This is a genomic window from Streptomyces sp. SID5643 (genome assembly GCF_009872555.1).
GTDB classification, from domain to species: Bacteria; Actinomycetota; Actinomycetes; order Streptomycetales; family Streptomycetaceae; genus Streptomyces; species Streptomyces iakyrus.
Window position 1 is genome coordinate 86,552 of the sequence record NZ_WWIC01000051.1, and the last position, 14,576, is coordinate 101,127.

Here is a 14,576-nt window from a genome sequence, read left to right on the forward strand (position 1 = left end):
CCTCCACCGCTCAATAATCGTTACTGGCACGTAACTTACCAACGGGTTACCCCTGGTAAGAGGTCGAGGTTACCGTTCGGTCACTTTGCACTGACACGAGTGAGGAGTGACCCGTGGGACCCCACCGCAAGGCCCTGCGCACCACCGCCGTAGGCGCCGTCTCGGCGACCCTGGTCGCCGGCACCGCCCTCGGATTCGCCCCCACCGCCCAGGCGGCGCCGAACCCCGTCCGCTTCGTCGACATCGCCGGCGACGGCGGCACCGTCCTCAAGGCCAACGTCGTGACCCCGGCCGGCGCCCGCGGCGCCGACCGCTACCCGCTGCTCGTCATGCCCACGAGCTGGGGCCTGCCCCAGGTCGAGTACCTGGCCCAGGCGCAGAAGCTCGCCGACTCCGGGTACGTCGTGGTCACGTACAACGTGCGCGGCTTCTGGCAGTCGGGCGGCGAGATAGAAGTGGCGGGCCCACCCGACATAGCCGACGCGTCGAAGGTCATCGACTGGGCGCTCGCCCACACCCCCGCCGACGCCGGGCACATCGGCATGGCGGGCGTCTCCTACGGCGCGGGCATCAGCCTGCTCACCGCCGCGCACGACAAGCGGGTCCGGGCGGTCGCCTCGCTCAGCGGCTGGGCCGACCTGATCGACTCGATCTACGCCGGGCGCACCCAGCACCTCCAGGCCGCCGCCCTGCTGGACGGCGCGAGCGTGGTGACGGGCCGCCAGGGCGCCGAACTCCGGCAGATCTTCGACGACTTCTACAGCTCCAACCTGGCGAAGGAGCCGGAACTCATCGCCTGGGGGAAGAAACGTTCCGCCGCGATGTACGTCGACCGGATCAACGAGAACGGCGCCGCGATCATGCTCGCCAACGCCTGGGGCGACAGCGTCTTCCCGCCCAACCAGTACGCAGACTTCTACGAGAAGCTGACCGGCCCGAAGCGGCTGGAGATGCGGCCCGGCGACCATGCGACGGCCGAACTGACCGGCCTGTTCGGTCTGCCCAACGACGTGTGGAAGGACACCGAGCGCTGGTTCGACCACTACCTGAGGGGCGAGGACAACGGCATCGACCGCGAGCAGCCCGTCCAGCTCAAGTCCCGCTCCACGGGCGGCTACGAGGGCTACCCGGACTGGAAGTCGGCGGGCGTAACGAACCGCAAGATCGCTCTCGGCGGCTCGAAGACGATCCGCGCGAACGTGAACTCGGGGGCGGACGGCGGTGTCGTCTTCCTGTCCAGCATCCTCGACCAGGTGGCCCAGCTGCCGCCCATGGCCTCGATCCCGCTGCTCCCCCGCCGCTGGGCCGCCGTGTGGCAGTCGGAGAAGGCGGCCTCGGCCCAACAGGTGCGCGGGACGACGAAGTTGCACACGACCCTCACCCCCACCAAGGAGAGCGGCACCCTCGTCGCCTACCTGTACGACGTGGGGCCGCTCGGCCTCGGCAAGCTGGTCACCCACGCGCCGTACACCTTCCACGGGCGCACCCCCGGAAAGCCGTTCGGCGTCGACCTGGAGCTGTACTCCACGGCCTATGACGTCCCGGCCGGGCATCGCCTCGCCCTGGTCGTCGACACGGTCGACCCGCTCTACATCGAGCACAACCCGTCCGGCGCGCAGCTGACCTTCTCCTCACCGGCGAACGACCCGTCGTACGTGTCGGTTCCGCTGCGCGAGCAGTGATCTCCGGCTGCCGCCGGACGGGCCTGGCCGATGTGAACCGCCGCCCCCGTGGCCTTCGGCCGTGGGGGCCGTACCCGGTGGGAAGTGCCCCGCGGACCGGGCGGGCGGTCTGCTCACCCCTGGCGGGATCGGCGGTCTTCGGCGAAGTCCCCCTCTCCGACAGGGATGAAGGGCACATCGTAGTCGAGGTCCGATCCGATGAGCCGTCCGGTGCCTGCCCGTTCAGTGCTTGAGGATCTTGGAGAGGAAGTCCTTGGCGCGGTCACTGCTCGGGTTGGTGAAGAACTCGTCGGGGCTGCGGTCCTCGACGATCCGGCCGTCGGACATGAAGACGACCCGGTTGGCGGCCGAGCGGGCGAAGCCCATCTCGTGCGTGACGACGATCATGGTCATGCCGTCGCGGGCCAGTTGCTTCATGACCTCCAGCACCTCGTTGATCATCTCCGGGTCGAGGGCGGAGGTCGGCTCGTCGAAGAGCATCGCCTTGGGCTCCATGGCCAGGGCGCGGGCGATGGCCACGCGCTGCTGCTGACCGCCGGAGAGCTGTGCCGGGTACTTGTCCGCCTGGTTGGCGACACCGACCCGGTCCAGGAGTTCACGGGAGCGCTTGTCGGCGTCCTCCTTCCGGCGGCCGCGCACCTTGACCTGGCCCAGAGAGACGTTCTGCAGGACGGTCCTGTGGGCGAAGAGGTTGAACGACTGGAAGACCATGCCGACGTCCGCACGCAGCCGGGCCAGGGGCTTGCCCTCCTCCGGCAGCGGCTGCCCGTCGAGGACGATCTCCCCGGACTCGATGGTCTCCAGCCGGTTGATCGCCCGGCAGAGGGTCGACTTTCCCGACCCCGACGGGCCGATGACCACGACGACCTCCCCCCGGCCGACGGTGAGGTTGATGTCCTGAAGGACATGCAGTTCCCCGAAGTGCTTGTTGACGTCACGCAGCTCGATCAGCGGCTCGACGGCCATGCTCAGCCCTACTCACTCTCAGCTGTGTGGTGGTTGCCGCAACGTATCCAGGCAAGATCGAACTTGTCGGGCGACACGCACTTTTCGATCATTAGCCGTATTTACGCCGGACTTTGGGCCAAAGGTTGCGGTCATGAGGCTCACGACTCCGCGACTTCGGCGTACAGCTGCGACAGCTCGGGGACCCCGTTCACCGCCCACTCGTGACCGGAGTCCACGACGTCGAACTCCCGGCCGGAGACCAGTCGTACGACCGGCTGCCCGTCGGACCGGATCTCCCAGGCGGCTCCCGGCACCGTGCGCACGATGACGGTGCCGAGGTAGAGCCCGGCGTCGTTGCCGAGCCAGTGCAGCGTCTCCTCGTCGTCCCGCCAGCGCGGCACGAGCTGGTCGAGCGCCTCCAGGGAGGCCGCCGAGTCGTCCAGCCGGACGCCCTCCCGGTACGCCTGGGAGCGGAGCAGTTCGCACTCGGCGAGGAGTTCCGCGATGCCTGCGGGGTCGGGGAACCCGACCTTCTGGCGCCGGTTGCCCAGGAAAGGGATGTTCATACTCCCAGCGTGTCATTCGTACCGCCGTACGCACCACAGGGCGCGCGGGTCCGCCGGCCCCGGACGAGTTCAGGCCGAGTTCACGCAGGGCGCGTTGACGGGTCACTCCCGTCTCCCTAACTTCACCGTGCGTCTTGTGTCCCGGCTGTCGTTGTCTCTTCGGTTTTCGTCTCTGCGTTTCGTCTGTTGCGTCGTGTGTCGATGAGCGGGAGGAGTCGGCCGTGCGCCGATGTGTCCGGGGGATCCTGGTCGCCCTGACCCTGTGCGGGTCGCTGGTGCCGGCGGTGTCGGCGCAGGCTGCCGAGCAGGGGCGGGCGGCGCCGCTGCCGCTGGAGCGGCTGTTCGACAACGTGGCGGTCAGCGACGACAGCCGGCCCGGGGAGGCCGACTTCGACGGCTTCGGTGCCTCGCTGTCGGCGCGCGACCTCACGGCAGCGGGCTGGACGCCCGGCCGCGTGCTCACCGTGCAGGGCGCCCGGCTGACCTGGCCGAAGCGCGGGCCCGGCGAGCCGGACAACGTCCGCGCCGCCGGGCAGGACGTGCGGGTCACCGGGCGCGGGGACGCCCTGGCCTTCCTCGTGGCGGGCACCGCCGGCACGGAGGTCGGCGGCCGGGGCACGGTCACGTACGCGAACGGCGCCCGCTCCGGGTACCGGCTGACCGCGCCCGACTGGCGTACCGGGCCGCTCGCGACCAAGGCGGTGGCCCTGCCGCACATCAACACGCCCGGCGGCCGACTCGACCGGCAGGCCCGCCTGTACGTCGTGACGGTGCCGCTGGTGCCGGGGCGCGCGGTGAGCTCGGTCCGGCTGCCGAGCGCGGCCGGTCTGCACGTCTTCGCGGTGTCGGTGCGGACCGCCCCGCACGGCTGGACCGGCAGCTGGACCACGGCCACGGGCGGCTACGCCGCCGTGGGCCCCTGGACGGACCGGACGCTGCGGCTGGTCGTGCACACGTCCGCCGGCGGGCCCCGGGTGCGGGTGCGGTTCGACAACACCTTCGCGGCCGCTCCGGTGCGAATCGGGAGCGCGACGGTCGCGGTGCAGGCGTCGGCCGCGGCCTCGCGGGGCACCCCGGTGGCGCTGTCGTTCCGCGGCGCGGCGGGCGTGACGATCCCGGCCGGGGGCCAGGCGTACAGCGATCCGCTCGGCTTCTCCGTACCGGCGGACGCCAATCTGCTGGTGAGCTTCCATCTGCCGGGGACGGTGACGGCCGCGCCCGTGCACGGGCTCGCCCAGCAGCGCTCGTACGTCAGCGAGCCCGGCGACCACGCGGCGGACGCCGCCGCCGGGGCCTACACCTCGGTGATCACCCGCTGGCCGCTGCTCGCGGGGGTCGACGTGAGCGGCGGTCCCGGCTCCGTGGTGCTGCTCGGGGACTCGATCACCGATGGTGACAAGTCCACGGTGGACGCGAACCGGCGCTGGCCGAACGTCCTGGCCGGCCGGCTCCTGAGGCAGAGCACCGTCCCGCGCTACGGCGTGCTGAACCTCGGGATCTCGGGCAACCGCGTGGTCACCGACCGGTACCCCGGCGACGGGGTGTCCACGGACACGGCCGGGGTGAGCGCCCTGCACCGTTTCGACCGGGACGTCATCGCCCAGCCGTCGGCGCGTACGGCCGTCGTCTTCGAGGGCGTCAACGATCTGCGGTGGGGCACGTCGGCGGAGGCGGTGATCGCCGGGCTGCGCGAGCTGGCGGCTCGGGGGCACGGCCGGGGGCTGCGGATGCTCGCTGCGACGATCCTGCCCTGCGAGGGCGAGGCGCGGTGCACCGCCGCCGTCGACGCCGAGCGGGTCGCGGTGAACGAGTGGATCCGCGGCGGCGAGGCCTTCGACGGCGTGCTCGACTTCGACGCGGTGGTCCGCGACCCGCAGCGGCCGTCCCGGATGCTCCCCGCGTACGACAGCGGGGACCGTCTGCACCCGGGCGACGCGGGGCTGGCGGCCCTGGCGGACTCGGTCGATCTGCGGCTGCTGCGGCCCTGAAGCTCCTAGACGTCCAGGTCCACGACGACGGGGGCGTGGTCCGAGGCGCCCTTGCCCTTGCGCTCCTCGCGGTCCACGTACGCGTCGCCGACCGCCTTCGCGAAGGGCGCGTTGGCGTACACCAGGTCGATGCGCATGCCGCGGTTCTTCGGGAAGCAGAGCTGGCGGTAGTCCCAGTACGTGAACGGGTGCTCGTACTTGAGGGGCCGCGGGACCACGTCCGACAGGCCGGCCTCGCGCAGGGAGGCCAGGGCGGCTCGCTCGGCGGCGGTGACGTGGGTGGAACCCTCGAAGAAGGCGGGGTCGAAGACGTCGTCGTCCGTCGGCGCCACGTTGTAGTCGCCCATCACCGCGAACGGGCGGCTGCCCGCCGCGTCCCCGGCGACGGCCGCCTTGAGCGCCTCGAACCACTGGAGCTTGTAGGCGTAGTGGGGGTGGTCCACCTCACGGCCGTTCGGCACGTAGACCGACCAGACGCGGAGCGGGCCGCAGGTCGCCGAGATGGCGCGGGGCTCCACCGAGCCGTCGAAGCCGGGGTCGCCGGGCAGGCCCTTGACGACGTCCTCGATGCCGACGCGGGAGAGCACCGCCACGCCGTTCCACCGGCCGGTCGCGTGGACCGCCGACTCGTAACCCAGCTCGCGCAGTTGCTCCGAGGGGAACTGCTCCTCGGTGACCTTGGCCTCCTGGAGGCACAGCACGTCCGTGCCGCTGCTCTCCAGCCAGGCCAGGAGCCTCGGCAGGCGGGCGGTGATCGAGTTCACGTTCCAGGTCGCGATGCGCATGCCCCACAACCTACCCGCCGGGTCTGACAACCCCGCCCGGCCCCGTCAGACCTCGGCGGAATCCCCCGGCGTCAGCCGCAGGTGCTGGGCGCCGCCGAGCTGCCCGATCTGCCGGTCGTAGATCGGCCGGGCCAGGTCGGTGAGGAGGGCGTCGTGGATGTCGTAGGCGCGCTGCGGCTTCACCTCGCGGACGTAGTCGATGACCTCGGAGATCTTGTTCCAGGGGGCCATGACGGGGAGCATCAGCGTCTCCACCGGGTGGTCGGGGACGGTGAGGGCGTCGCCGGGGTGGAAGACCGCGCCGCCGTCGACGAGGTAGCCGACGTTGGTGATGCGCGGGATGTCCGGGTGGATCACCGCGTGGAGTTCGCCGTGAACCTGGACGTCGAAGCCGGCGGCGCCGAAGGTGTCGCCGTGGCCGACGGTGTGGACGCGGCCGGGGAAGGCGGAGGAGATCTTCTCCGCGACCGACCGCAGGGTCCAGATCTCCGCGGCCGGGTTGCTCTCCATCGCGGCGCGCAGCCGGGACTCGTCGAAGTGGTCGGGGTGCTCGTGGGTGACGAGGATCGCGTCCGCGCCGAGCGCGGCGTCCTCCTCGGTGAAGCCGCCGGGGTCGAGGACGAGGGTCCGGCCGTCCTTCTCCAGACGGACGCAGGCGTGCGACATCTTCGTGAGCTTCATGGGTCCATCCTGCCTCCGCGCTCGTCACGCGGACTCACTCCTGGGGCGTGGTCTCCTCGCGGATGACCTGCTGGGCCACCTTGAACGCGCTGTTCGCGGCCGGCACACCGCAGTAGACGGCCGCCTGGAGCAGCACTTCCTTGATCTCCCCCGGGGTGAGGCCGTTGCGCAGGGCGGCTCTGGTGTGGAAGGCCAGCTCGTCCAGGTGGCCGCCGGCGACCAGGGCGGTGAGCGTGACGCAGCTGCGGGTGCGCCGGTCCAGGCCGGGGCGGTCCCAGATCTCGCCCCAGGCGTAACGGGTGATGAACTCCTGGAAGTCCCCGGAGAACTCGTCGGCCTGGGCGAGCGCCCGGTCCACGTGCGCGTCGCCCAGCACTTCGCGGCGGACCTTGATCCCGGCGTCGTACGGGTCGGGCCGGCCCTGCGCCTGCGCCTGCGGCGGGACGGCGAGCGGGGCGATCTCGGCGACGGGCCCGGTCTGCGGGGGCTGCGGCGGGGCGGCAGACAGGACCGGCTTGAGGGCGGCCGCGGGCAGGGCGTTCTGGCCGGTGGAGGTCTCGAAGACGGGCTGCCAGGCGGTGGAGAAGTGCCGCACCAGCAGGTCGGTGACCGCCCCGGGCTGCTCCACCGGGACCAGGTGGGAGGCGCCGGGGACGACGGCGAGGCGGGCGTCCGGGATGCCGGCGACCAGCGTGCGGGCCTCGGCCGGGCCGGTGACCTGGTCGTCCGATCCGACCAGGACCAGGGTCGGGACGCCGACCCGCCCGAGCTCTGGACGCACGTCGAAGGAGGCGAGCGCCTCACAGGAGGCGATGTAGCAGCCGGGGTCGGTGGTGCGCACCATCTGCACGGCCCACTCGGTGATCGCGGGCTGCGCGGCGGCGAACCCGCCGGTGAACCAGCGCTCGGGCGCACTGCGGGCGATCGGGTCGAGGCCGTTGGTGCGGACGATCACGCCCCGCTGCCGGAACTCGTCGGCCGTGCCGAAGCGGGGCGAGGCGGCGATCAGCGCGAGCGAGGCGAGCCGCTCCGGGTGGCGCAGGGCCAGCTCGATGCCGACGGCGCCGCCGAGCGCACAGCCCGCGTAGCCGAAGCGCTGCACGCCGAGCCCTTCGAGGGTGGCCAGCAACCGCGTGGTGAGGTCACTCACCGATCCCGCCGGGTACGCGGGAGCGCCGCCGTGGCCGGGCAGGTCGAACCGGAAGACGCGCCACTGCTTGGTCAGCTCGGGGACCTGGCGGTCCCACATGTGCCATGTGGTACCCAGTGAGGGACCCAGGATCAGGACCGGGGCCTCCTCCGGCCCGTCAAAGCGGTATTGCAGGGTGTTCGGTGGTGTCTCGCTCACCCGTCTGAGCCTCTCATCTGTCACGACGCCCCTATAACGCGGGGGTGTGGGAAACCGGTCTGACCAGGTTGAAGACCTCGCGGGCGGCATACCGCTTGAGGCATCGGATGATCGGGCGGTGCACGCCCCAGTGTGAGCAACTCCAGCCCTCCGCCGCGCCGCTCCGGCCGCCGAGGGCGTTGCTCGTATCGGGTCGCCCCACGGGACCGACGGAACCGGAGTGCGCCCCCTCGGTCGGCCTCAGGGCATCGTAGGAGCCGAGCCGCTCGGCCGGGAAGAAAGAGTGAGCCGGTAGGAACGCACGACGCCGACCACACATGCGGACACGAGCCCGGCCAGCCAGCCGCCGAGTCCGCTCAGGGCGTCGAGGGCGGACCCTCCTCCCTCCGCACCACGCGGCGGGACCCGTCCCTTCGCGTCGTACACGACGGCGATCGCGTCACCAGGCCGGGTGGTCTGCTCGCAGCCGCGCCAGATACGGACCTTCATGGGAACGCCGTGCCGGTCGATCACCGAGCAGAGGTAGCGGCCACGGCCGGAGACATCCGTCGAGCCGCCATTGACCGAGGTCACCACTACGGACTCCACGCGCCCCCGCTCCGCCAGCACGAAACCCGCCGCGGCCTGGGGCGTCTGGAGGGCGAGGCAGACCGCGAGCACCGCGGCGACACCGACCAGGGCACGACCTGCCCGCAGCCGGCACAGGTACAGGACGAGCAGGGCGGCGCAGATCAGGCCGCCCTCGCCTGCGGCAAGCCCGGTGATCCCGTACCAGGCACCGGCGACCGCACTGCCGACGATCGCACCCGCCGCCAGACCTCCCGCGAGGAAGCCCTTCGCGGTCAGGCGGATCGGCGGCGGCCCGACGAACTCGGCCGGCCCCCACACCATGCTGCGCAGACGCGCCATCAGGTGAGGTTCCGCCGTGTTGGCAGAGTGCTGTCCACGCTTCATGCGCCCCCTTCCGCCTCGCTTCGGCCTCCGCCATCCTGGTGCGCCAGGGGAACGCACCGCACTGCCCCGCTCCGGACGGGCCCGCGGGGTCTCCATTGCCGGGATCCGGCAAGGCCAGTTCTCCTCACGATTCCCTTGCATTATGCAAAACAGGCCGCGGGCGGAGAAGACCGACCCGAGCGCGTCAGGCGTCGCCGGCCACGGGAACATCCATCGCCCACCCCAGCGGGTGCGACTCCGTCTCGTCCTGGGCCGGGGCGAGAGGCTCTCCCCCGGCCTCGTTGAAGGCGGCCAGCGCCTCGATGAGGGCCAGTCGCTGTGTCGGGGTGAGCCGCTCCACGATCTCGGCGATCGCGGCGCGGCGGCGTCCGGTGACGTCCGCGACCGTGCGGCGGCCCTCCTCCGTGAGCCGAAGCAGGGTCTCGCGGCGGTTGCCGGGGTTGGACTGCCGGTCGGCGAGCCCGGCGGCGATCAGCCGGTCGACCATCCGCATGGCGGTGGACGGGGCGACCTGGAGCAGGTCGGCGAGCGTGACGAGCTTGGTGGCGCCGCGGGTGGAGAGCACCACGAGCATTCTGAACTGCGGCAGTGTCACCCTTTCCTCGACAGCGGCGAGGGAGCGCGCGGAGATCCCCACCAGCAGGCGGGACGCGGTCAGCACCGACCGGGTCACCACGTCCACGTCGTCCATCGCCCCCGTAGGGGTCTCACGCTCCGGCATGCGTCCTTTCTACCGTGCGGACGTACCTGCTCACTCACGTGACGGAACCAGATTTTCCTTCCCCCTGACCGTCCCCATGACCGTGGTAGCGCAGCAGAAGCATCGCGGCGTCGTCGTGCGGCGGTCCGACGGAGTGCTGGGCGAGATCCTCGCGCAAGGTCTCCAGGGCGCGGTGCGCGTCCGGGTCCTTCAGCAGGTGCGCGCGCTCGCCGACGGGATAGAAGCGGCCGTCCTCGTCGCGGGCTTCGGTGACGCCGTCGGTGTACAGCAGAAGCTGCTCCCCTGGGGAGAAGCCCACCCGATAGGGTTTCGGGCCCTCGCTTCCGTGCGTCCCGAGGCCCAACGGCAGGGCGAACGAGTCCGGTTGCGGGAAGTCGACCGTGCCGTCCCTGCGAACGATCATCGGGGCCGGATGTCCGTAGTTGAGGAAGACCGCCTCGTGAGCCGTGCCGATCTCGGCGAGGATCGCGGTCACGAACTTCTCCCCCTCCAGCTCCCTGGCGACGCTGCGTTCCAAGCGCTCGCCGAGCCCGACAGATCGGCCTCGTCGTACGCCGCCTCCCGGAAGGCGCCCAGCACCACCGCTGCCGTCTCCACCGCGGCCAGACCTTTGCCCTGGACGTCTCCCACGATGACCCGCACGCCGTGCGGGGAGGCCACCACCTCGTACAGGTCCCCGCCGATCCGGGCTTCGGCGACCGCCGATGTGTACGACACCGCCGCCTGTAGCGGGCCCGCGGTCAACGGCACCGGCCGCAGCAGTACCCGCTGGGCGACCTCCGCGATCGACCGAACGCTGGCCAGCTCCGCCTCCCGGCGCGAGCGCATCACCGCGGCCGCGACACCCACACCGGTGACACCGGCCACGGAGGCCAGCGCGGTGTAGCCCCGACGTCCGTCGAACAGCCCGTCGTACAGCCCGAGCGCGACGCACAGCACCAGGGCCGCGAGCCCGAACCAGGCCGTACGGCGCCACCCTCCGACCAGCCCGGAGAAGGCCGGCCCGAGAGAGACCAGCGGCAGGAATCCGACACCGGGCCCTGCCACGACGTCCGTCACCGCGACCATCGCCATCACCAGGACCGGCATGCAGGACAGCAGCGTCCAGCTCGACGGCGGCTTCCGGTCGCTCATGCGGCACTCCTGCGATGTCGCGGCTGTCGAGAGCCGCCGGTCTTCCCCGCAGGCGCCCCTCCCCGACCTTTAGACTATGCAAAGGTGGCTTCCGCGGCACGACTCCTGCCGGGGGTCCTTTACTCGATCGAGTCCGAAAGACGTCATTCCCGACACATGGAAGGCCCCAGCATGGCCGCCAGAGACACCGAGCCCCGCCGCCCACGGCCTCCCAGCGGGTGGCGACGCCTGGCCCTGCGCCTGCCGATCCTGCTCTACCGCGCGGGGCTCGGCCCTCTCTTCGGAAAGCGGCTGCTGCTTTTGCACCACACCGGCCGGGTCTCCGGCCTCGACCGCATGACGGTTCTGGAAGTGGTGTCCTTCGACCCGGCGGAGCCGAGTTGGACGGTCGCCTCCGGCTTCGGCGCGGGGGCCGACTGGTATCTGAACCTGCGTGCCCAGCCCCAGACCCTGATCCGGTTCGGAAACCGCCCGCACGCGGTCACCGCTCACTTCCTGCCGCCCGAGGAAGGCTCCGACATCATGGCCGGCTACGCGTGCAGACACCCGCGCACCGCCCGCCGGCTGTGCGCGTTCACGGGACTCCCCGTTGCCGGCGGCGAGGCATCGTTCCGCGAGGCAGGACAGGCCGTCCCCTTCATGCGACTCGAAGCCTCCGGCGGGTACGGTCGGGCCGCGCGCAGGAACTCGTGATATCGAAACGTCACTCAAGAGCACTGGTGATCATATTTTGCACTATGCAAATATCGGGGACCAAGGGCCGGCCGACGGCCGATCGGCACAGGACAACCTTCCGGCCGTGGGCCGGCCCCCTACAGGATGCGGCGGCCCCACCGGTCGCACGGCCCTTCCAGGAGGAAACAGGGACGTGACCACGCCAGAACCCGACAGTAAAGGGACGCCGGACGGCTCGGATGCCACGCCGTCCCGCGCCGGTGATGTCTGGCTGAAGTTCCTGACGGACAACGAGCGCGCCATCCGCGAGTCCGCCCCCAAGGAGCCCTCCGCACAGGAACGGGCATCGGCCCGTCCACCTCGCCGACTCGCCGCCGGCCGACAGAACCCGCCTGGCCGGAGTCCGGATCACGCACCGACGAACCACAGGTCGGATGCCGTGGGTGACCTGTGGCAGCCCGAAGGCTCAGGGCCGACTTGGCGAGAGCTCGACGGCCCCGCCAGACTCCGCCGTGCGGGCCGCGTGATCGCGACGGTCGCGGCCATCGGCCTGGCTCTCGGGGCCTGGTCACTGCTGTCCACCATGGCGGGCACACCGAACGACGGGCCGCGCGGCGGTACGGTCCAGGAAGTGGAGGAAGTGCCGGAGGCCCTCCCCACGACCAGCCCGGGGTCCACCGCCGTCGAACCGGCGCCGACCGCACCCATCGGGTGAAGGAGCCTCGCCCTTCCGGAACCCGGCAACCTACGGCGCGTCATGGATGTACGCCACGGACCTGTCAATGTGGCGTCAACGACCTGTAGGGTTCCCAGCGGTGTGCCGGGAAGTCTGGTCGGCGGTCAGAGGACACGTCTCTTCGCCGATCGGGGGTTCTGGTCATGGTGCTCATCGTGGTCTTCGGGGTGGCGCTGCTCATAGCGGTCCTGTTGTCGGGGCTCGCCGCCCGGACCGTGCTGTCCACGTCCTTCCTCTTCCTCGTCGGCGGAGCCCTCGTCAGTGACGGGTTCCTCGGGCTCATCCACATCACGCCGGACAGCGAGATCGTGTCCGGCACGGCCGACCTGGCGCTGTTCGCGGTGCTGTTCACCGACGGCATGCACGTCTCCTTCCCCAAGCTGCGGGAGAACTGGCGCAACCCGGCCCGCGCCCTCGGGCTCGGCATGCCGCTGGCGTTCGTCGGCATGGCGCTGATCACGCACTTCCTGGTGGGCCTGGACTGGACGACCTCCTTCCTGATCGGTGCCGTACTCGCGCCCACTGACCCGGTGTTCGCCTCCGCCATCGTCGGCCGCAAGGAAGTCCCGTCGAAGCTGCGGCAGTTGCTCAACGTCGAGAGCGGCATCAACGACGGGCTCGCCCTGCCGGTGGTCCTCATCCTCATCGCCGCGGCCGGGCCGACCTCCGGGCACGCGGAGGCGTCGCTCGGGAAGATCGCGCTGGAGCTGGTGCTCGGCCTCGTCTTCGGCGTGGTCCTGCCCTTCGTGGTGATCGAGCTCGTACGGTTCAGGCTGCTGGGCGCCGAGCCCAAGCTGCAGCCGCTGCTGCCCCTGGCCATCGGCGTGATCCTCTACGCCCTGTGCCACCTCACGCACGCCAACCCCTACCTCGCGGCGTTCTCCGCTGGAGCGGTGCTCACCGCGCGGTCGCTGGAGGCGAAGGAGGTGTTCGAGCCGCTCGGCGAGATGCTTGCGGAGCTGGCCAAGTTCGCCGCGCTGCTGGTGTTCGGGGCGCTGCTGACACCGCAGTTGTTCGGCGCCCTGTCCTTCGGCGGTTATGTCACCGTGGTGCTCGCGATCGCGCTGATCAGGCCGGCCTCGCTGTTGCTGTCGCTGCTCGGCACCCGGTTCACCCGGCAGGAGAAGCTGGTCGCCGCCTGGTTCGGGCCCAAGGGCTTCGCCTCCGTCGTGTACGGCCTGCTGGTGCTCCAGGCCGGGATCCCGCAGGGCCAGGAGGCATTCACCCTGATCGCCGTGTGCATCGCCTTCTCGATCGTCGCCCACAGCTCCACCGATGTGCCGATCGCCCGTCTCTTCAAGGTCGAGGACATCGCGGGCATCCCCAGCGACGATTCGGCTCCCGCTACCGCCCGTGACAGGTCTGCTCACCCCATCCGGGGCTCTCTCCCGTTGCACCCGAGTCCGTCCCAAGCTGAGGGCGGGAGAGATGAGCCGCCCCGCTGATCGCGGCCCCAGGAAGGAGAATGCCTTCACGGCGACGGGACCGGGCTTGCCCGTCCGCGGCCTTCGCTGTTAGTCGGGCCCCGACGTCGCGTAGTTCCCGTACAGCAGCTCTCGCGGTGGTGCTTGGCAGGGATCGCCTCGTACAGGTCCAGGGCGCGGCGACGGACCAGGCCGGTCCAGTATGGCGACAGCTAAGAGGCGTGCCGCTGTATGGTCACCGCCCTGCCGGCGGCTGGGCAAGCCCGGGTGAAACCCTGCCGCCGACGCCCTGACCTACGGCTACAAGAACACCGTGGGCAAGGACACCACCAAGATCCGCACCCGCACCGACAACCTCACCAAGTACAAGACCACCTACGACTACGACTCCCAGGACCGCCTGCGCCACGCCCTGGAAGCCGACTCCACGGGTGCCCGCAAGGCGTCGTGGCTGTACTGCTGGGACAGGGCCGGCAACCTCTCCTCCCAGGACGGCAGCAAGAACGCCTGCCCCGGCGGCACCACCTACACCAACGACGACGCCTCCGAGCTGACCGGCAAGAACGGCTCCACCACGGGCTGGTCCTACGACAAGCTCGGCAAGGAGACGGCAGGCGCGAGCACCACCGCCCGCACGAACGAGGCGTGGACGGACCGCAGCCAGCTCTCCGCCATCACCGCGGCGGCAAGAGCTACGACCTGGTCCACGCGGGCACGGACAACTCCGCGCGCACGAAGCTGGGTTCGACCTGGTGCCACCACACCGCACTGGGTCTGGCGTCCACGACGGCCAACGGCGTCGAACCGGATTCATCCGCGAACCGGCGGACACCTTGAACTCCATGACGCCTGGGTGCGGAAGTCCTACTACTACCTCACCGACGCCACCGGCAACGTCCTCGGCCTCGCCGACGACACGGGCAAGCGCACGCAC

General features: G+C 70.9%; 12 protein-coding genes and 2 pseudogenes. 6 read left to right on the forward strand and 8 right to left on the reverse strand.

What is annotated here, in order from left to right:
* The first annotated feature begins 113 nt into the window (after positions 1–113).
* Positions 114–1,682, forward strand: a complete 1,569-nt coding sequence (locus tag GTY56_RS05855; RefSeq protein WP_161363152.1) for a CocE/NonD family hydrolase — start codon at positions 114–116, stop codon at positions 1,680–1,682.
* A 222-nt stretch (positions 1,683–1,904) separates the two neighbouring features.
* On the opposite strand, the gene GTY56_RS05860 is transcribed toward GTY56_RS05855, so the two are convergent.
* Together GTY56_RS05860 and GTY56_RS05865 are read right to left on the reverse strand one after the other, a co-directional pair.
* Positions 1,905–2,648: an amino acid ABC transporter ATP-binding protein gene (locus GTY56_RS05860; protein WP_161363154.1), complete on the reverse strand. Its 744-nt coding sequence runs from the start codon at positions 2,646–2,648 to the stop codon at positions 1,905–1,907.
* Between the two features lie 140 nt (positions 2,649–2,788).
* Positions 2,789–3,196: a DUF6278 family protein gene (locus GTY56_RS05865; RefSeq protein WP_107453738.1), complete on the reverse strand. Its 408-nt coding sequence runs from the start codon at positions 3,194–3,196 to the stop codon at positions 2,789–2,791.
* A 221-nt stretch (positions 3,197–3,417) separates the two neighbouring features.
* On the opposite strand from GTY56_RS05865, the gene GTY56_RS05870 reads away from it, so the two are divergent.
* Positions 3,418–5,184, forward strand: coding sequence for a GDSL-type esterase/lipase family protein (locus GTY56_RS05870; RefSeq protein ID WP_161363156.1), 1,767 nt, complete (start codon positions 3,418–3,420; stop codon positions 5,182–5,184).
* 5 nt (positions 5,185–5,189) lie between these two features.
* Here GTY56_RS05870 and GTY56_RS05875 read toward each other — a convergent pair whose 3' ends face one another.
* The 6 genes and pseudogenes from GTY56_RS05875 to GTY56_RS05900 all read right to left on the reverse strand — a co-directional run bounded on the left by GTY56_RS05875 (position 5,190) and on the right by GTY56_RS05900 (position 10,807).
* Complete coding sequence (locus GTY56_RS05875) at positions 5,190–5,969, reverse strand: exodeoxyribonuclease III (RefSeq protein ID WP_161363158.1); 780 nt, start codon at positions 5,967–5,969, stop codon at positions 5,190–5,192.
* Positions 5,970–6,014: 45 nt separating this feature from the next.
* Entirely contained in the window at positions 6,015–6,650 is a 636-nt protein-coding gene (locus tag GTY56_RS05880) for an MBL fold metallo-hydrolase (protein ID WP_161363160.1), read from the reverse strand.
* A 34-nt stretch (positions 6,651–6,684) separates the two neighbouring features.
* Positions 6,685–7,998: a bifunctional 3-oxoadipate enol-lactonase/4-carboxymuconolactone decarboxylase PcaDC gene (gene pcaDC / locus GTY56_RS05885; RefSeq protein WP_161363162.1), complete on the reverse strand. Its 1,314-nt coding sequence runs from the start codon at positions 7,996–7,998 to the stop codon at positions 6,685–6,687.
* 240 nt (positions 7,999–8,238) lie between these two features.
* The gene (locus GTY56_RS05890; protein WP_161363164.1) at positions 8,239–8,907 is read right to left on the reverse strand and encodes a hypothetical protein; all 669 of its coding nucleotides are present in this window, start codon (positions 8,905–8,907) and stop codon (positions 8,239–8,241) included.
* 229 nt (positions 8,908–9,136) lie between these two features.
* Entirely contained in the window at positions 9,137–9,673 is a 537-nt protein-coding gene (locus tag GTY56_RS05895; protein ID WP_161363166.1) for a MarR family winged helix-turn-helix transcriptional regulator, read from the reverse strand.
* A 34-nt stretch (positions 9,674–9,707) separates the two neighbouring features.
* Positions 9,708–10,807, reverse strand: a pseudogene (locus GTY56_RS05900) (PP2C family protein-serine/threonine phosphatase).
* Positions 10,808–10,978: 171 nt separating this feature from the next.
* Here GTY56_RS05900 and GTY56_RS05905 point away from each other — a divergent pair.
* The 4 genes and pseudogenes from GTY56_RS05905 to GTY56_RS05920 all read left to right on the forward strand — a co-directional run.
* Entirely contained in the window at positions 10,979–11,500 is a 522-nt protein-coding gene (locus GTY56_RS05905; protein WP_161363168.1) for a nitroreductase family deazaflavin-dependent oxidoreductase, read from the forward strand.
* 505 nt (positions 11,501–12,005) lie between these two features.
* Positions 12,006–12,197 carry a hypothetical protein gene (locus GTY56_RS39795; RefSeq protein ID WP_202509769.1) on the forward strand — a complete coding sequence of 64 codons (192 nt, stop codon included), beginning with the start codon at positions 12,006–12,008 and terminating at the stop codon, positions 12,195–12,197.
* Between the two features lie 164 nt (positions 12,198–12,361).
* On the forward strand, positions 12,362–13,663 hold the full coding sequence (locus GTY56_RS05915; RefSeq protein ID WP_237524395.1) for a cation:proton antiporter: 1,302 nt from the start codon (positions 12,362–12,364) through the stop codon (positions 13,661–13,663).
* Between the two features lie 292 nt (positions 13,664–13,955).
* A pseudogene (locus GTY56_RS05920) lies at positions 13,956–14,576 on the forward strand (RHS repeat-associated core domain-containing protein); the annotation flags it as partial.